Raw genomic sequence first — 17,690 nt, 5'->3', positions numbered from 1 at the left:
TTAATTCTGCTCGGCAGCTAAAGACGATTTTATACATATTTCCGGGGTTGGTGTGGCGCCGGCCGCCCCCGGGGCCCCCCACCGACCGGGTCGGGTCAGCGACCGCTGATGTTGACCAGCCACGGCACGCCGAAGCGGTCGACGACCGAGCCGAACTCGTCGCCCCACATCTGCTTCTCCAGCGGCACGGTGACGTTGCCGCCCTCGGCGAGCTTGGCGAAGTAGCCGCGCAACTCGTCGCCGTCGTCGCCGCTGAGGCTCACCGTGATGTTGGTGCCCGGGTTGTGCTCCATCCCGGGCGGGGTGTCGGCGGCCATGATCGTGTAGCCGGACGGGGTTTCGAGCTGGCCGTGCATGACGCCGTCGCCGCCGGGGGTGCCGGGCGGGCTGAACTCGCCGAAGGTGCTGATCGTCAGGGTGCCGCCGAACACGCTCTCGTAGAACTCCAGCGCCTGGCGCGCGTCGTCCCGGAAGCTGATGTAGGGGTTGAGCCGAGAGGCCACGAGGTCCTCCTTGGTCGGGTCGGAGCAGCCGCATCCTCGCAGTCGGACCCCCCTGCCGCCACCCGGACGACCCGTCGGTCCGTTCGGGTGGAAGTGGGTCCGAACGATCGTCACCGACGGCCTGTGCGCGGTAGTCACTGGGCGTGCACCCGAGGGGTTTCCGGTTGCTGCTCGGCGAGGAGAGGTGGCAGGCCCTCCTCGCCCTCGGCCTCGACCGCCGGTTCCGGCGCGGCGACGTGCTGATGTTGCAGGGCTCGATCGGCTCGACCGTGCTGCCGCTGGTGTCCGGCCGGGTCAAGGTGCTGGCCGCGGAGGCCGACGGCGGGCAGGTGCTGCTGACGTTGCGCGGCGCGGGCGACGTGGTCGGCGAGATCGCGGGCGGCTCGCCCGTGCCGCGGCCGCGGACCGCGACCGTGGTGGCCGTGGACGACTGCCGGGCCCGGTGCGTGCCGGACACCGCGTTCCGGGCGTTCCTCGACCGGTGCGGCGCGCACGCGGCGTTCGGCGAGTACGTGCTGACCAAGCTGTCCCAGACGGTGCCGCACCAGGTCCGGTTGGCCCACCACGGCCCGGCGCGGCGGATCGCCGGGTTGATGCTCGAGGTGGTGTCGCTGGCCGACGGCGCGGCCGACCCGGCGCTGGTGCCGTTCTCGCAGGCCGAGGTGGCCGAGGCGCTGGGGCTGGTGCGCAGCACGGTGGCGCGGCACGTCCGGGAGTTCCGGGTGGCGGGCGCGCTCGGGCCGGGGCCGCGACTGGTCGTCGCGGACGTGCGGGCACTGCGCCGACTGGCCGATCTGTGACCGCCGTCACCCTCGAATGGTCCGTCGGCGGACACCGCGATAGTGCGGTCTCGGTGACGCTTCCTCCCCTGACCCGCCGTTCGGCCGAGGAGGACGCGTGCACGTGACGGAGGAGTTGCCGCCGTACCGGGCGTTGCTGGTGGTGGACGTCAAGGACTTCAGCGGACGTCCGGGCCGCGACCACGCCGGGATCACCGAGTCGATCCCGGTCCTGCTCGCGGGCGCGTTCGGGCGGTGCGGGCTCGGCGACGCGTGGCGGGAGCAGCGGTTCGGCGTGACCACGGGCGACGGCTACGCGGTCGGCTTCCCGTCGGCGGTCCTGCCGTTCCTGCTGAACCCGCTGCTGGGCGCGCTCCAGGAGGAGTTGGCGCAGCGGTCGGTGCTGCGGCTGCGGGCCAGCGTGAACGTGGGCCCGATGACCGACACCGGAGTGCCCACGATCAGCTCGGGCAGCGGCGCGGCCCGGGTGGAAACCCACCGACTGCTCGACTCGGACCCGGTGAAGGCCCTCCTCGCCCGCTCCGGCGAGGCCACCAGGGTGGCCGCGGTCGTCTCGGCACGCGCGTACGAGGACGCGGTGCTCACCGGCTACGCCGCCGACCCGCCCGAGCACTACGTGGAGGTGCCGGTCGCGGTGAAGGCGTACCGGGGCACCGCCTACCTCCGCGTGCCGACACCCACCGGCGACCTCCTGGCATCGGGCTTCGCCCCGACCACCGCCCCCACGCCGGACCGGGTTCGGTCGGGTCGGCCCGGTTCGGTGCGCAACGTGGCGCACGACGTCCGCGGCCCGGTCGTGCAGGCGGGCACCATCGAGGGCGGCGTGCACCAGTACGCGCACCGCCGGCCGTGACGCGGCACCTCGCGCCCGGCCGCGGACCGCACCTCCGAGCCCGCGGCGGTGTTCGTGACCCGGCCCGCAAGACGCCCGACCTCGCGAGGCTCCCGGGCGCGCGGCCCGGAAATCCGCACGTCGACCCGCGACCCGGCCGACTCGACCGGCGGGGCCAGGGCCGCACCACCCGGGGCGCGGCCGCGTTCGTCGTCCGGTCCGCCCGACCTCGCGGCGGGCTCGTGGCGAGCCACCGCCGTGCACTCGCGTCCGCGGCGTGAACCTCCTGCGCGCGAACCCGGCCGGAGCGTCGGAACCACCACACGTGTGGTGGCTCAGGCACGTCGTCGCGCTACTCCTCGGCGGTCACCACGTCCAGGGCCGCCTCGCGGACGTCCTCGTCGGGGTGGGCGCGCAGGGCGCGCAGGCGGGTGCGCCAGTGGTCGGGCCAGCCGCTGTCCCGGCCCGCCGCCGCCGTCACGGCCAGGGCCAGGTGGGGTGCGGGCACCCCGTCCGCCAGCGCCACCACCGACTCCTCCGGCAGTCGGCGCAGGACCGTGGTCAGGTGGTCGGTGACGGCGTCCGCCGCGCGCCTGGCCGCCGTCGGGGTGGTGGCCAGCGCGGCGAGCGCGGCCAGGCGGGTGCCGGCGTCCGGGCGGTCCCACGGGATGGCCGCCGCCGCCAGGTCCACCGCCCACGGCCGGTAGGACTCGGCCAGCGCGGTCGCCAGGTCCGCGGCCACCTCGCGCAGCGCCCGGGACCCGGCGACCGAGGCGGCCAGCGCGCCGATCCGGCGGCGGGCGGGCAGGTCGCGGTCGGGTTCGGCGTCGTGCTCGGCGGCACGGGCGTGCAGGCGGGTCACCGCGGTCAGCAGCGGGGTGGCGTCGGAGGTCGTGGCCACCAGGGACGTCAACGCGGTCAGCGCGGCGCGCCAGGTCGCCGTCGCGGCCAGGTCGGACACCAGGTCCACCAGCACGTCGACGCCGCCCGCGTCCCAGCGGCTCCACGACGGCAGCGCGGCGAGGCCCGGGACGGCCGTGTCCGGCGCGGGCGAGGTCGCCACGGTCCGCACCAGCCGGGCGTAGCGGGCGCGGTGGCGGGGTGACACGGTCAGCGGCGCGCGGTCGAGGACGGCGACGGCCACCGCGTGCTCGGCGCCGGCCGCGTGCTCCAGCAACGTCCAGGCGGCCTCGTCGTCCAGGTACCAGCGGACCGCCGACACCAGCGCGCGACGCACGTCCCGGTGCGCGGCGGGCCACAGCGCGACCAGTCGGGCCGCCGCGTCCGGCGCGCGGTGCTCGGCCAGCAGCCGCACGGCCTCCTTGCGCGCGGTGACCTTGCCGCCGACCAGCAGCGGGGTCAGCAGGTCGGCCAGGCGTTGCGCGGTGGTGAACCGGGCGCACCGGGTGATCGCGTACACCGCGACCCGGGCGCGGTCCGTGCCGGCGTGCGCGAGCAGGTCCGGCACCACGGCAGCGGGGTCGTCGGTCCACGCCAGCGCGGCCAGCGCCGCCTCGGCCACCGCCACGTGCGGGCTCGCGACGAACGGTCGCACCAGGTCCACCGAACCCGGCACCCGACCGAGCAGCGCGATCGCGTGCGCGGCCCGGTTCCGGGGCAGGTCGCGCTGGGACGCCACCCTCACCAGGTCCGCCGCGTACGCCGCCGCCTGCCGGGGCAGCCACCGGTGGAAGCAGCCGTCGAAGGCCGGCACCGGGTCCGCGTCCTCGCCCGCGAACAGGCCGCGCAGCCGGCGGCCGAACACCTGGTCCAGCAGGTCGGTGCGACGCCACCCCAGCACGTCGCGCACGGCGGGCAGCAGCACGGTCGACGGGTCGGCGCGGAACACGACCTCCGCCCGCTCGAGCCGGGTCGCGGGCGGCCGCAGCCACAGCCGCACCGCCTCGCGCACCACGTCGTGCCGGTCCGAGCCGCGCGCCCGGTCCAGCAGCCGCTGCGCCTCGGTGAGCGCGAACGCCCGCTTGTCCAGCCCCTTGACCAGCTCGAACAGCACGGTGAACCGGCCGCGCCGGGCGTCGGCGAGGATCCGGCCGCGCAACGCCTCGAACACGCCGTGCTCCAGACCGCGCGGCAGGCCGTCGGCGACGCGGCTCAGGCCGAGCCAGTGCGCGTGCTCGCCCAGCGCGGTCCACACCTCGAGCGCGGTGTCGACCAGCGCCGGCTTGCCCGACCGCACGCCCTCGCGCAGCAGCCGCGCCAGCACCTGGCCGACCGCGTTGCGGGTCGACCACGAGCAGTCCCGCGCCTGGAGCGCGTCCACCAGCAGCGTGCCGACGAACACCGCGTCCTCGTCGCGGAACAGCCACGACGGCGTCCGGGCGAGCGCGGTCAACGCGGGGGTCCGGACCGGGTCCTGCTCGTTCGCGAGCCGGTGCAGCCCGGCGAGCACCGCGCCGAACTCCGCCGGGTCCCGGGTCGCCGCCGCCGCGCCCAGGTACAGCGGGTAGGCCTGCGCCCGTTCGTCGGCGGTGGCCCGCGCGGTGGCCGCGCGCAGCGGTTCCCGCGCGGTGGCCCAGTCGAGGCGGGCGGTCACCGCGAGCCGGGTCGACGGGTCGTCGGCGACCTCGCGCAACCCCAGCAACCGCCGGGCCCGCGCCACCCGCACCGCGGTCGGCAGTTCGTCCAGCACGTCGAGCCGCACCTCGTCCTGGCGCACGCCCGCGTAGGCGGCGGCCCGGCGCGACGGCGGCAGCGCGTGCAGGAACCGGACCAGCGGCTCCCCGTCGAGCACCCGGGCCAGCGCCGCGAGCACGTCGTCCGGTCGGCCCGCCAGCGCCGTCCACAGCGGACGACCGTGCGGCGGCCGGCCGGTGCGGCGGGGGTCGAGCAGCAGCGCCGCGACCCGGTCCGGCGCGTGCCTGGCCAGGGGTCCGGCGGACTTTCCCCAGTTCAGCGGCACGTGCGGGAGCACGAGCTCGAACAGGTCCAGCACCCGGCCGGGCGCGGTGATCGCGAGCGACCGCACACCGTCGCCCAACCGGCCCCACACCGCGGGCCACCACGACGTCGGCGCGGCGTCGAGTTCGGCGCGCACGAAGTCCAGGTACAGGTCGGGGTACCGGCGCGCGAGCACGGTCCAGTTGACGATCGCGTGCTCCAGCCCGGGCAGCGCGGCCCGCACGACGGGCTCCGAGCACGCCGCGAGCAGGGCGGCCGCCTCCGGCTCGCCGTAGTGCGCGAGCACGTGGGGCAGCAGCGCGTCGGCGAGCCCGGTGGCCGAGCGGCGGCGCACGGCGCTATAGAGGGCCTTGCGGGTGGCGGTGGGCCAGCCCGGCAGCCGGGTGAGGAAGGCGTCGGCCGGCACCCCGGCGGCCACCCCGGCCCGGATCGCGTGCCGGACGACGTCCCGGTGCCCGGAGTCGAGGCCGCGCGCGAGGTGCTCGACCCGACCCGTGACGACGGCGGCGTGCACCCCGAGCCCGGCCGCGAACGCGTCGCGGGCGGCGAGGTCGGACAGCAGCGCGTCGAGGTCGGCGGCGGGCAGGGCGCGGGCGGTGCGGGCGACGTGGCGGAGCCGTGCGTCGGCCGGCAGCGGGTCGACCTCGGCCAACAGGCGGGCGGCGGTGATCACCACCGGATTCTGTCCCACCCCATCCCCCAACCGAACCCGATTTCCACCACGGACCGCCTCCGGACGGACGCGATCACCACGCCACGCGGCCGGACGCGCCGAGCGGGGTGGCCCGGCGACCGCGCGGACCGCACGAAGCCGGCGTCGCCGCGCCACCTCGGCACGAGCACCCGGGAATCACCCACCGCAGGACGGGCACCCAGCGGGGTGGAACAGCGGCCGTGCGGACACACCAAGCCGGCGTCACCGCGCCACCTCGACGCCCACCCGGCAATCACGCACCGCAGAACGGCACCCAGCACCCAGCGGGGTGGAACAGCGGCCGCGCGCGGCACAACGCGCGAAGCCGGTGCCGGTACGCCCTTTCGACGCGAGCGTCCTGGACTCGCCCGCCGCCTGCACCACCGCGTCGGTCGGGGTGGGATCGGTGGCCGCGCGGGTTGGTCGTCGCGCGGCCACCGGGTCTAGATGTCCGCGAGCAGGGCCTCGGCCTCGGCGATCGCGGCGGACTGGTGGGGTTGCAGTTCCTGCTGGCCCTGGTTGTCGAAGTTCGGGCCGAACGGGTCCTCGAACGGCTGTTCCACGCAGGCCAGCACCTCGATCACCGCGTGCGCGCAGAACGGCACGTACACCGGGTCGTAGCCGCCCTCGTGGGCGAACGCGATCCGGCCGCCGCACAACTCGACCGCCGCCTCCAGGAGCAGGCTCGCGAGGGTGCGGTAGCCGGAGGCGGTGACCATCATCCGGGCCAGCGGGTCGACCGGGTTCGCGTCGAAGCCCGCAGCCACCAGGATCAGGTCGGGGCGGAAGCGGCGCAGGGCCGGGAGCACGACGCGGTGGAACGCCTCCAGGTAGCCGCCGTTGCCGGTGCCCGGCGGCAGCGGGAGGTTCAGCGCGTAGCCGTGGCCCGCGCCGGTGCCGCGCTCGGTGGTGAAGCCCGAGTTCGGCGGGAACACCCGGTCCTGGTGCACCGAGATGGTCAGCGTGTCCGGGTCCTCGGCGAACACCGCCTGGGTGCCGTTGCCGTGGTGCACGTCGAGGTCGACGACCGCGATCCGCCCGACCCCGCGCGAGGCCCGCACCGCGCGGGCCGCGATGGCGATGTTGGCCAGCATGCAGAAGCCCATGCCGGTGTCCGGCAGCGCGTGGTGACCCGGCGGGCGGACCAGCGCGTAGGCGTTGTCCACCTCACCGTCCACAACGGACTCGAACGCCCGGGTCACGCCGCCGACCGCGAGCCGGGCGATGTCCAGCGCGCCGATGCCGAACGGGCTGCCGCCGTCACCCGCGTCGCCGCCGGTCTCGTTGGCCGCGGTGAGCCGGGCCAGGTGCTCCGGCGTGTGCACGAGGAGGATCTCCTCGTCCGTCGCCGGACGCGGTGCGAGCCTGGTCAGCCGGTCGACCAGGCCGGTCGCCACCACGAGTTCGTGCACGCGGCGCTTGGCCTCGGCGTTCTCGAAGTGCCGGAACGGCTGGAGGCCGCGTCGAGGGTCCGCCGGGAGCAGTCCGGCGTGAGTTCCCGTGTCGTGCCACCCGTACAGCTCGTGGTACACGTAACCCGTCGACATGCGGCGAATCCTCACCCGGACCGGACGCGGAACGCTTGTCGGGCAGTGCTCGCCGCTTGTCCCGCAGCGAACGTGCACTGCCGCACAAACCCGGTACGCACAGCACCAAGCCCGCCCCCGGGAACGGACGGATACTCCACTCCTATGACAACCCCTACGCAGGCCACTTCCACGCACCCGCTCGACCCGCTGACCGCGGCCGAGATCGCCCGGGTGCGGGACGTGCTCGTGGCTGCCGGGAAGGTCACCGAGACCACCCGTTTCCCCAGCGTGCTGCCGATCGAACCGGCGAAGTCGCTGGTCAGGACCCATCAGCCGGGCGAGCCCGCGCCGCGTCGGGTGCTCGCCGTGCTGCTGGACGTGACGACCGGCGTGACCTCGCAGGCCGTGGTGGACGCCGCGACCGGCACGCTGGAGTCCTTTGAGGACCTGGCCGCCGCGGACGGCCGCGCGCCGATCCTGTTCGAGGAGTACGACCGCTGCGCCGACCTGGTGCGCGCCGACCCGCGCTGGCAGGCCGCCATGCTCCGGCGTGGTGTCGAGAAGCTCGAACTGGCGTTCGTCGCGCCGCTGTCGCCCGGTTCCTTCGAGGAGGAGTTCGGCAACGACCGCAGGTATCTCCGCGCGTTGACGTTCCTGCGCGACCACGTGGACGACAGCCCGTGGGCCCACCCGGTCGAGGGACTGCTCGCCGAGGTCGACCTGATCACCGGCGAGGTGCTGCGGGTGACCGACCGCGGCGACGACCCGGTGCCCGCCGAGCACGGCAACTACACCGGCTACGAGCCGCGCACCACGCTCAAGCCGATCTCCATCACCCAGCCCGAGGGCGTCAGCTTCGCCGTCGACGGCAGCGAGGTCACCTGGGAGGGCTGGCGGTTCCGGGTCGGCTTCAACGCCCGCGAAGGCCTCACCCTGCACCAGATCGGCTTCCAGGACACGCCGGTGCTCTACCGGGCGTCGATGCCCGAGATGGTGGTCCCCTACGGCGACCCCGCGCCGTGGCGCAACTGGATCAGCTACTTCGACGCCGGCGAGTACCTGCTCGGCAAGAACGCCAACTCCCTCAAGCTGGGTTGCGACTGCCTCGGCGTGATCCACTACTTCGACGCCGCGGTGGCCGACGACCACGGCAACCCGGTGACGATCCCGCAGGTCGTGTGCATGCACGAAGAGGACTACGGCGTGCTGTGGAAGCACACCAACATCCTCACCGGAGCGTCGGACGTGCGCCGGTCGCGGCGGCTCGTGGTGTCGTTCTTCACCACCATCGGCAACTACGACTACGGCTTCTTCTGGTACTTCTACCTCGACGGCACGATCGAGCTCGAGGCCAAGGCCACCGGCGTGGTGTTCTGCGGCGCGGGCGAGGAGTCGCCGTACGCCGCCCAGATCGCGCCCGGCCTGCTCGCGCCGGTGCACCAGCACCTGTTCTGCGCGCGGTTGGACGCCGAGGTCGGCGGCGACCGCAACACCGTGGAGGAGGTCGACTTCGTGCGGCTGCCGACCGGTCCGGACAACCCGCGCGGCAACGCTTTCACGTTCAAGTCGACGGTGCTGGAGTCCGAGCACGGCGCCCAGCGGCTCGCGGACACCGCGGTCGGCCGCACCTGGCTCGTCAAGAGCGCGGACAACCTGAACCGGTTGGGCAAGCAGCGCGCCTACCAGCTCGTGCCCAAGCCCGGCCCGACGCTGCTGGCCCAGGAGGACGCGACCGTGCACGGCCGGGCCGCGTTCGCCACCAAGCACCTCTGGGTCACGAAGTTCGCCGAGGACGAGCGCTACCCGGCGGGCGACTTCCCCAACCAGCACCCCGGCGGCGCGGGCCTGCCCGCCTACACCGCGGGCGACCGTCCGCTGGTGGACGAGGACCTCGTGCTGTGGCACGTGTTCGGCCCGACCCACCTGCCCCGCCCGGAGGACTGGCCGGTCATGCCGGTGGACTACAGCGGTTTCATGCTGCGGCCGCACGGCTTCCTGGACCGCAACCCGGCGCTGGACGTGCCGGACCTGACCGGGTGCGCGCACTGCCCGCCCGGCCAGTGCGGCTGTTCCCACTGATCCACGCGAACGCGGCCACCGAGCGCCCGCTGCCCGGAACGGGGCCGGGCGCTCGGGGCCGTACTGCCACAGTCCGGGCGTAGCGGCAATCCATCGGGCGTCAATTCGGTATTTCTACGGACCGGGAGACCGGCGTCACGGGACCACCCTGTGCGGACCACTGGGAAGTACTGACAGGACGGTCGATTCGGTGAGTGTGCTGTCCATAGAGGACGTGTCCGTCGACAGGTCGGGGTTGACCGTCGTCCGGGACGTCTCGCTGCACGTGGACGCCGGTTCGGTGACCGTGCTGCTCGGCGCCAACGGCTCCGGGAGGACGACCCTGCTCGAAGGCGTGTCGGGCGCGATCCCGATCTCCGCCGGCCGGATCACGCTCGGTGGTGAGCGGATCGAGCGCAAGCGCGCGTGGCGACGGGCCCGCGCGGGCCTCGCGCACGTCGAGCAGAACCGGGCGGTGTTCCGCGAGCTGTCCCTGGTGGACAACCTGCGCGCGGCGTGCCGGCCCGACCAGCGTCCGGACCGGGTGTTCGACCTCTTCCCGGAGCTGCGGAAGCAGTCGCACGTGCCCGCGGGCCTGCTGTCCGGCGGCGAGCAGCAGATGCTCGTGATCGGCCGGGCGCTGCTGGGCGAGCCGCGGTTCCTGCTGATCGACGAGATGTCGCTGGGCCTCGCCCCGATCGTGGTGGAACGGCTGGCCCGGGCCGTGCGCGCGCTCGCCGACCAGGGCATGGGCGTGCTGCTGGTGGAGCAGTTCGCCGCGCTCGCCCTGCGCGTCTCCGACCGCGCCTACGTGATGTCGCGCGGCGGGATCGTGTTCGAGGGCGACGGCGCGTCCCTGATGGCCGACCGGCACCTGCTGCGCGCCCTCTACCTGGGGCAGGCGCCGGCCCGGACCGGGGTGTGAGGGTGGCGTCCGTCCCTGTCCGCAGACCGCACCCGGTGGTGCTCGGCCTGCTCGTGACCGCCGCGTGCACCGCGCTCGTGGCGGGCTTCGCGTCCAGCTACGTGCTCTTCCTGCTCACCGGCGCCGCGATCACCACCGTGTTCATGCAGAGCTACGGCCTCATCACCGGTCGCGCGGGTGTCATCTCGCTGTGCCAGCTCAGCTTCGCCGCGCTGGGCGCGTGGGTGGTCGGCTGGGCCAACGTCGCCGACGTGCCCGGCGGGTTCTACGTCTGGCTGCCGCTCGGCGGGCTGGCCGCCGTGGTCGCGGGCCTGGTCATCGCGCTGCCCGCGCTGCGGCTGCGCGGCATGAGCCTGGCGGTCGCCACGTTCGCGTTCGCCACCGCGCTCGACGTCGTGTTCCGCGGCGTCCCCTACCCCGGGTTGGACAAGTACGACCTGGTCCGGCGACCCGACGGCTTCACCGACGACGCCGGGTACTTCGTGTTCACCGTCGCGGTGGTCGCGGCGATCTTCGTCGGCCTGCGGTACCTCGACCGCAGCCGGGCGGGCGGCGCGCTGGTCGAGATCCGGCACTCGGAGCGGGCCGCCGCCGCGCACGGCATCAGCGTCGCCAAGGGCAAGCTGACCGCGTTCGCGCTCAGCGCGTTCGTCGCGGGCGTCGGCGGCGGGTTGCTGGCCGGTCAGCTCGGCTTCGTGTCGGCGGGCAACTTCGCGTCGTTCGCCTCCGTCACGTTCTTCGCGATCGCCCTGTTCGTCGGCACGAACAACGTCGAGGGCGCGATCGCGGGCGGTGTGCTCGGCGTGGTGTTCCCGGTGCTCCTCGACGCGGTCGGCGTGCCGCAGGACCTCAGCGCCCTGTTCTTCGGGATCGGCGCGGTGCAGGTGCTGCGGCTGGGCGCGAGCCAGACCGACCTGATCCGGGCCGCGCGCCGGCGGCGCAAGGCGGCGGCCGGTCCCCGACGCGTCACCGCGGTCGTCGTGCCGGAGGCGCCGCCGCGCTGGCCGCGCGACCCGCACGCGCCCGCCGCGCTGGAGGTGCGCGGGCTGACCGTGCGGTTCGGCGCGCTGACCGCCGTCGACCACGTCGACCTGGTGCTGCCGAAGGGGCACATCGTCGGCCTCGTCGGTCCCAACGGCGCGGGCAAGTCGACCCTGATCAACACCATCACCGGCTTCACCGACCGGTACGAGGGCCAGGTGCTGCTCGGCGACCGACCGGTCGACCGGCTGCCCGCCCACCTCCGGTCCCGCGCGGGCCTGCGCCGCAGCTTCCAGCAGTTGAGGGTGCCGACCGCGCTGACCGTGGGCATGTTCCTCCAGGTCGCCGCCGGCCGGACGCTGACCGCGCGGGAGACCGACGAGCAGCTGGCCCTGTTCCGCTGCCCCGACGCGGACGTGCCGATGGAGCTCGTCGACGTCGCCACCCGCCGCCTGCTCGAGGTCGCCGGCCTGTCGCTCGGCGCGCCGCCGGTGCTGCTGCTGGACGAGCCCGCCGCCGGCCACTCCGGTGCCGAGACGCACCTGCTCCAGCGCCGTCTCGCCGAGATCCCCGACCGGTTCGACACCTCCGTGCTGCTCGTGGAGCACGACATCGAACTGGTCAGGTCCACCTGCGACTCCGTCGTGGTCATGGACTTCGGCCGCGTGATCGCCTCCGGCCCGCCGGACGACGTGCTGTCCGACCCCGCCGTGGTAACCGCATACCTCGGCACCGCCACCCACTGACTCCGCCACCCCCGAAGGGAAACAACACAGCAATGAGAGCGCACCACAAGGCGGGTGCCGTCCTCGCGTCGGCGACGCTCGCGGCATCCGTGCTAGCGGGTTGTGGTTCCGGTTCGGACGACACCATCAAGATCGGTGGGATCGTCGGCATCACCGGCACGTTCATCACCGAGGAGGTCGCGAAGACCGCGCAGCGCGTCTTCGACGACACCAACGACGCCGGTGGCGTCAACGGCAAGAAGATCGAGTACCTGGTCAAGGACGACGCGGGCGACCCCCAGCGGACCGCGCAGGTGGCGCGCGAGCTGAACGACGCGGGCGTCGTGGCGATGACCGGCTCCGCGAGCTTCACCGACTGCGACGTCAACGACGCGTTCTACCGCGAGCAGAAGATCAGCTCGATCATGGCCGTCGGCGCGAGCCCGAAGTGCTACGACAGCTCGCAGATCGCGCCGGTCAACGTCGGTCCGTTCACGCTGATGACCGCGGTGCTGCTGCACGCGTCGCAGAAGCTCGGCGACAAGAACATCTGCAACCTGACCGTCGTGCTGCCGGGCAGCGAGGACGCCGTCAAGGTCGCGCTGGACAAGTGGCAGCGGCTCAGCGGGCTCAAGCTCAAGGTCAACGAGATGACCACCGAGCAGAACATCGACCCGGTCCCGTACCTGGTGAAGTTCAAGCAGGCCGGCTGCGACGCGATCATGTACAACACGTCCGAGAACATGGTCGTGCCGTTCCTGACGGCCGCGAAGACCCAGGGCATGACCGACGTCGACTACCTGCTGCTCGCGCCGTCCTACACCGACGGCGTGGCCAAGGCCGTCGGACCGCTGGGCCTGAGCATCTACGCGGGCTCCGAGTTCGAGCCGTTCACCTCGAACAGCCTCGCGAACGCCAAGTGGCGCGACGCGGTCACCCGGGGCGGCGCGAGCGCGACGGCGTTCTCCCAGGGCGGCTACCTGTCCGCGAAGTTCATGGTCGACGTGCTGAAGTCGATCAAGGGCGAGATCAACCGGAACTCGGTCAACGAGGCGCTCAAGACCATGACGCCGATCGACGACCCGATGGTCGGCACGCCGTTCGTCTTCGGACCGGAGGGGGTCCACGCGCCGAACCAGTCCGCGAAGATCGTCGCGCTCACCGGTCTGAAGTGGGCCGTCGTGGACGACACGTTCATCGAGATCCCGGCCTGATCCGGGGCCGGTCGTGCTGCAACTCTCCGCGGCCATCGCGGGCCTGGTCACCGGTGGGGCGTACGCCCTCATGGGTTTGTCGACCCTGCTGACCTACCGGCTCGTGGCGGTCGTCAACTTCGCCCAGGCCGCCGTCGGCGGGTTCGGCGCGTTCGCGATGGTCGTCTCGTACGAGGCCGGGGTGCCGCTGGCGCTCGCGGTGCCGGCGGGACTGGTCGTCGCCGCGCTCCTGCACATGGGCCTGGGCGTGGTGATGAGCCGCTGGTTCTCGGAGGCGACCGAGGCGGCGAAGGCGGCGGTCACGATCGCCGTCTTCGTCGTGCTCGTCGCGGCCGGCCTCCGGTTGTTCGGCGCGCAGCACCCGCACCGGTTCCCGATGCCGTTCGACGGCGCGGCGCTCACCCTGGGCGGCGTGGTGATCACCTGGACCGCGGTGGTCACCATGCTGCTCGCGGTGCTGTTCGCCGTGCTGCCGACGGTGCTGCTGCGGCGCACCCGGACCGGTCTGCTGCTGCGGGCGATGTCCGAGCGGCCGACGACCGCGGAGCTCCTCGGCGTCGCGGTGCCGCGGCTGTCGATGGTGGTGTGGGGCGTGGCGGGCGCGGCCAGCGCGCTGGCGATCATGATCATCGCGCCGCAGCTGGCCACCAACTTCGGCTCCCAGGCCCTGCTGATCACGCCCGCGCTGGCCGCGGCGCTGGTCGGCTCGTTCCGCAGCTTCCTCTGGACGTTCGTCGGCGGCGTCGGCCTCGGCGTGCTCCAGAACGTCGCGGGCACCGTCGACGCGCTCCAGCAGTACCGCGGCGTGCTGCCGTTCGTGGTGATCCTCGCCGTCCTGCTGTGGACCCGGCGCGGTGACCGCTGGGACACCGCCTCCTGACCACCCCCGACCGACCACCCCCGGAAGGACCGCCATGAGTCACCGTGACGAGACGCCCGACCCGGGCGCGCTCGTGCACGCGGGCGAACTGCGGCTGACGTCCTCCGACGGTGTCGCGTTCCTGGCCTACGAGGCCGTGCCCGCGCGACCGACCGGCGCGGGGGTCGTGCTGCTGCCCGACGTGCGGGGCGCGCACGAGTTCTACCGCGGTCTCGCCCGCCGGTTCGCCGCGTCCGGCGTGGCCGCCGTGGTGCTCGACTACTACGGCAGGCTGGCCGCGGACGACGACCGCGGGCCGGGCTTCGACGGGTACGCCTACGTCTCCCGGCTGGACTGGGCCGCCGCCCGCGAGGACATCAAGGCCGGCGTCGACCACCTGCTCTCCGGCTCGGCGGGCCCCGTCGCGTGGGCGTTCACCGTCGGTTTCTCGCTCGGTGGCGCGATGTCCTGGGGCCAGTCGGCGCTGGAGCCCCGGCTGTCGGGCGCGGCCGGCTTCTACGGCCGACCCGCCGAGTGCCGCGAGCTGATCCCCGGCATGGCCCGGCCGCTGCTGGTGCTGGCCGCGGGCGGCGACGTGCTGACCACCGTCGAGGACAACCTGGCCTTCGAGCGCGAATTGACCGCGCTGGGCGTGGAGAACGAGTTCGAGCTGTACCCGGACGCGCCGCACTCGTTCTTCGACGGCGACCTGCCCGGGCAGGCGGACGCCTCCGCCGACGCCTGGGAGCGGCTCGGCGCCTTCCTCGCGCGGCACGGCCGCACGGAGGTCTGAATGCACCCGAGGTCGACCCGCGCCGCCGTGCTCACCGAGTTCGGCGGGACGCTCGACGTGGTGCGGATCCCGCTGCCCGCCGAGCTGCCCGCGGGCGCGGCGATCGTGCGGATCACCCGGGCCACGCTGTGCGGCACGGACGCGCTGCTGTGGCGCGGCGCGCTGCCGTTCGCCCGGCTGCCGATGGTGCTGGGCCACGAGATGGCGGGCGAGGTCGTGTCGCTGGGCGCGGGCGCGGACCGGGACGCGCAGGGCCGGCCGGTGACCGTCGGCACGAGGCTCGTGTGGTCGGAGTCGGTGTGCGGCCACTGCCACGGCTGCACGGTGCTGCGCGAGCCCGTGCTGTGCGCGGAGCGCGGCTACGGCTTCGCCCAGCGGGCCGACCGGTGGCCCTACGCGATCGGCGGCCTCGCCGAGTACGCCTACCTGCCGCCAGGCGCGCACCGGCTGGTGCTCGCCGACTCGATGCCCGACCACTGGGCGGCCTCCGCCGGGTGCGCGGTGAAGACCGTGCTGCGCGCGTTCGCCAACGGCGGCGGCGTCACGCCGGGCTCGACGGTCGTCGTGCAGGGCTCCGGCCCGCTCGGCGTCGTGGCGACGGCCGTGGCGCGGGCGGCGGGCGCGGGCCACGTGATCGTGGTCGGCGGACCGGCGGACCGGCTCGCGCTGGTCGAGAAGTTCGGCGCGGACAGCACCATCGACGTGACCGAGGTGACCGACCCGGACGAGCGGGTCGCCCAGGTCGAGGAGTTGACCGGCGCGCGCGGCGCCGAGCTGGTGCTGGACTTCGCGGGCGCGCCGACCGCGAACCGCGAGGGCGTGCTGATGTGCGCCAAGCGCGGCACGCACGTGGTCGTCGGCCTCACGGGCCCGGACGCCGCGCCCGTGCCGCTCGACGTGGTGCTGAGCCGCGAACTGCGCGTCGTCGGCTCCCTCAACGGCGACGTGGGCGACCTCGCCCGCGGGCTGGACTTCCTGTCGGCGTTCGCCGACCGCTTCGACTGGGACGCCATGTTCTCCGCACCCGTCGGCCTGTCCGGCGCGGAACGGGCCATCAGGGACCTGGCGTCGATGGTCGCGGTCAAGGCCGTCGTCAACCCCGCACTGGACCAGGAGGCACTGTCATGACCGAACCCACTCCCCTCGTCGACCCCACTCCGCTGGTCGACGTCGCGACCGGCTACATGAGCGCGAAGCAGCTCTTCGCGGCGAGCGAGCTGGGCGTGTTCTCGGCGCTCGGCCTCGGGCCCGCGACCGCGCTCGAACTGGCGGAGCGGGCCGAGCTGCCCGAGCGGTCGGCGCGCATCCTCGCCGACGCGATGGTCGGCCTCGGCATCCTCGCGCACGAGGAGGGCCGCTACCGCAACACACCGGTGTCCGAGGCCTACCTGGCCGGACGCGAAGGGCTGGACCTGCGCCCGTGGCTGGCGTTCTGGGACGCCCTGTCCTACCCGCACTGGCTGCACTACACGCAGTCGATGCGCACCGCTCAACCCGGACCGTTCGAACTCGGCGAGGCGAACATGGGCGCTTTCCTGAACGGGGTGCAGACCTACAACTCCCTGCACGCCGTGATGCTGGCGGAGCACTACGACTTCCGCCTGCACCGCAGCGTGCTCGACCTGGGCGGCCTGTCCGCGGCGTTCCTCGCCGAGGCGGCCGCCCGCAACCCGGAGCTGACCGGCGCGTTCGTCGGCCCGGCCGACTCCGTCGAGTCGGTGCGCGGCTCGGTGCCCGCCGGTGTCGCGGACCGGATCTCCTTCCACGCGGCCGACCCGCTGACCGACGAGGTGCCCGGCACCTACGACGCGGTGCTGCTCGAGCACGTCATCCACCGCTTCGACGCCGAGCAGAACAAGCGGATCCTGCGCGCCGCGCGGTCGGTCGTCGAGCCCGGCGGCCGGGTGCTGGTGCTGGACTTCCTGCTGCTGGCCGCCGACGCCCGCCGGCTCGACCCGGTGCTGGCGGGCGAGTACCTGGTGGTCGACGGCACCGTGGTGTACCCGGAGGCCGAGGTGCACGAGTGGCTGGCCGAGACCGGCTGGAAGGTGCTGGAGACGCGGCCGCTGCCGGGCAGCCCCCGAGTCGTGATCGCCGAGGCGGTCTGATGCCCGCGAAGGTCGCGTTAGTCACCGGCGCGGCGGGCGGCATCGGCAGCGCGATCGCGACCGGGTTGGCCAAGGCGGGCTACCGGGTCGCGGTCGCCGACCTCGACAAGGGCGCCGCGCTGCGGCACGCCGAGGCCATCGGCGCGCTGGGCGTGGAGATGGACGTCCGCGAGCAGCACTCGGTCCGCGCCGCGGTGGCGCGGACGCTGCACGAGCTGGGCCCGATCGACGTGCTGGTGCACGCGGCGGGCGTGGTCGGCGGCGGCGGTCCGCTGCTGACCCTGCCGGTCGAGGCGGTGGACGCGGTGCTCGCGGTGAACGTGCGCGGCACCTTCCTGGTGACCCAGGCGGTCGGCGAGGTGATGGCGGCGGCCGGGCGGGGTGGCTCGATCGTGCACATCAGCTCGGCGGGCTCGTTCCAGCCGACCGTCGGCCTGGGCCACTACGAGGCGACCAAGGCCGCGATGAACGCCCTGACCCGCTCGGCCGCGCTGGAGTTCGCGCAGTTCGGCGTGCGGGTCAACGCGGTCGCGCCCGGACCGGTGGAGACGGCGCTGACCTCGCGGGCGATGGCCGACGACGCGGCGAAGAAGTTCTGGACGGACCGGATCCCGCTGCGCCGCATCGCGGTCACCGACGACCTGGTCCCGATCGTGCTGCTGCTCGCCTCGGACGCGACCCGGCACGTGACCGGGACCGTGCTGCCGGTCGACGGCGGCCAGCTGCTCGGCAACTGACCTCGGCCCGACC

At 73.9% G+C, this 17,690-nt stretch carries 14 protein-coding genes; 11 read left to right on the top strand and 3 right to left on the bottom strand.

All coding sequences use genetic code 11. The annotated features are described in order from the left end of the window. Window positions 1–95: 95 nt before the first annotated feature. Window positions 96–503, bottom strand: coding sequence for a VOC family protein (locus tag AB0G50_RS34925; protein ID WP_360118042.1), 408 nt, complete (start codon window positions 501–503; stop codon window positions 96–98). 143 nt (window positions 504–646) lie between these two features. On the opposite strand from AB0G50_RS34925, the gene AB0G50_RS34920 reads away from it, so the two are divergent. Both AB0G50_RS34920 and AB0G50_RS34915 read left to right on the top strand, forming a co-directional pair. Next, a complete protein-coding gene (locus tag AB0G50_RS34920) occupies window positions 647–1,303 on the top strand; it encodes a Crp/Fnr family transcriptional regulator (RefSeq protein ID WP_360118039.1) in 657 nt (218 codons plus the stop codon). A 97-nt stretch (window positions 1,304–1,400) separates the two neighbouring features. Further along, window positions 1,401–2,156, top strand: a complete 756-nt coding sequence (locus AB0G50_RS34915) for a hypothetical protein (protein WP_360118036.1) — start codon at window positions 1,401–1,403, stop codon at window positions 2,154–2,156. 331 nt (window positions 2,157–2,487) lie between these two features. Here the strand turns inward: AB0G50_RS34915 and AB0G50_RS34910 are convergent, their stop codons facing one another. Further along, window positions 2,488–5,727 (bottom strand): hypothetical protein, encoded by a 3,240-nt coding sequence (locus AB0G50_RS34910; RefSeq protein ID WP_360118033.1) that lies wholly within the window; start codon window positions 5,725–5,727, stop codon window positions 2,488–2,490. A 464-nt stretch (window positions 5,728–6,191) separates the two neighbouring features. Further along, window positions 6,192–7,295: a class II histone deacetylase gene (locus AB0G50_RS34905; protein ID WP_360118030.1), complete on the bottom strand. Its 1,104-nt coding sequence runs from the start codon at window positions 7,293–7,295 to the stop codon at window positions 6,192–6,194. A 144-nt stretch (window positions 7,296–7,439) separates the two neighbouring features. Here AB0G50_RS34905 and AB0G50_RS34900 point away from each other — a divergent pair, with 144 nt between their 5' ends. The 9 genes from AB0G50_RS34900 (at window position 7,440) to AB0G50_RS34860 (ending at window position 17,677) form a co-directional block, all read left to right on the top strand. Continuing rightward, window positions 7,440–9,356 (top strand): primary-amine oxidase, encoded by a 1,917-nt coding sequence (locus AB0G50_RS34900; protein WP_360118027.1) that lies wholly within the window; start codon window positions 7,440–7,442, stop codon window positions 9,354–9,356. 190 nt (window positions 9,357–9,546) lie between these two features. Further along, on the top strand, window positions 9,547–10,260 hold the full coding sequence (locus tag AB0G50_RS34895; RefSeq protein ID WP_360118024.1) for an ABC transporter ATP-binding protein: 714 nt from the start codon (window positions 9,547–9,549) through the stop codon (window positions 10,258–10,260). A 2-nt stretch (window positions 10,261–10,262) separates the two neighbouring features. Next, the gene (locus AB0G50_RS34890; RefSeq protein WP_360118021.1) at window positions 10,263–11,987 is read left to right on the top strand and encodes an ATP-binding cassette domain-containing protein; all 1,725 of its coding nucleotides are present in this window, start codon (window positions 10,263–10,265) and stop codon (window positions 11,985–11,987) included. Window positions 11,988–12,019: 32 nt separating this feature from the next. Then, window positions 12,020–13,180, top strand: coding sequence for an ABC transporter substrate-binding protein (locus AB0G50_RS34885; protein WP_360118018.1), 1,161 nt, complete (start codon window positions 12,020–12,022; stop codon window positions 13,178–13,180). 13 nt (window positions 13,181–13,193) lie between these two features. Continuing rightward, the gene (locus AB0G50_RS34880) at window positions 13,194–14,060 is read left to right on the top strand and encodes a branched-chain amino acid ABC transporter permease (protein WP_360118015.1); all 867 of its coding nucleotides are present in this window, start codon (window positions 13,194–13,196) and stop codon (window positions 14,058–14,060) included. A gap of 34 nt (window positions 14,061–14,094) precedes the next feature. Continuing rightward, on the top strand, window positions 14,095–14,832 hold the full coding sequence (locus AB0G50_RS34875; RefSeq protein WP_360118013.1) for a dienelactone hydrolase family protein: 738 nt from the start codon (window positions 14,095–14,097) through the stop codon (window positions 14,830–14,832). Beyond that, on the top strand, window positions 14,833–15,960 hold the full coding sequence (locus AB0G50_RS34870) for a zinc-binding dehydrogenase (protein WP_360118010.1): 1,128 nt from the start codon (window positions 14,833–14,835) through the stop codon (window positions 15,958–15,960). After that, on the top strand, window positions 15,957–16,940 hold the full coding sequence (locus AB0G50_RS34865; protein WP_360118007.1) for a methyltransferase: 984 nt from the start codon (window positions 15,957–15,959) through the stop codon (window positions 16,938–16,940). The genes AB0G50_RS34870 and AB0G50_RS34865 overlap by 4 nt, the downstream gene beginning before the upstream one ends. Continuing rightward, on the top strand, window positions 16,940–17,677 hold the full coding sequence (locus AB0G50_RS34860) for an SDR family oxidoreductase (RefSeq protein ID WP_360118004.1): 738 nt from the start codon (window positions 16,940–16,942) through the stop codon (window positions 17,675–17,677). Before AB0G50_RS34865 ends, AB0G50_RS34860 begins: the two co-directional genes overlap by 1 nt. The last annotated feature ends 13 nt before the right edge of the window (window positions 17,678–17,690 follow it).

Source organism: Actinosynnema sp. NPDC020468 (assembly GCF_040642015.1).
GTDB lineage: Bacteria > Actinomycetota > Actinomycetes > Mycobacteriales > Pseudonocardiaceae > Actinosynnema.
Note: the sequence above shows the minus strand (reverse complement) of the source record. Positions and strands in the feature narration are given on the sequence as shown.

What these genes read in the sequence shown, in the direction of transcription:
- AB0G50_RS34905 (WP_360118030.1), bottom strand. Translation starts at nt 7,295, where the DNA reads ATGTCGACGGGTTACGTGTACCACGAGCTGTACGGGTGGCACGACACG.
- AB0G50_RS34900 (WP_360118027.1), top strand. Translation starts at nt 7,440, where the DNA reads ATGACAACCCCTACGCAGGCCACTTCCACGCACCCGCTCGACCCGCTG.
- AB0G50_RS34885 (WP_360118018.1), top strand. Translation starts at nt 12,020, where the DNA reads ATGAGAGCGCACCACAAGGCGGGTGCCGTCCTCGCGTCGGCGACGCTC.
- AB0G50_RS34875 (WP_360118013.1), top strand. Translation starts at nt 14,095, where the DNA reads ATGAGTCACCGTGACGAGACGCCCGACCCGGGCGCGCTCGTGCACGCG.
- AB0G50_RS34870 (WP_360118010.1), top strand. Translation starts at nt 14,833, where the DNA reads ATGCACCCGAGGTCGACCCGCGCCGCCGTGCTCACCGAGTTCGGCGGG.
- AB0G50_RS34865 (WP_360118007.1), top strand. Translation starts at nt 15,957, where the DNA reads ATGACCGAACCCACTCCCCTCGTCGACCCCACTCCGCTGGTCGACGTC.
- AB0G50_RS34860 (WP_360118004.1), top strand. Translation starts at nt 16,940, where the DNA reads ATGCCCGCGAAGGTCGCGTTAGTCACCGGCGCGGCGGGCGGCATCGGC.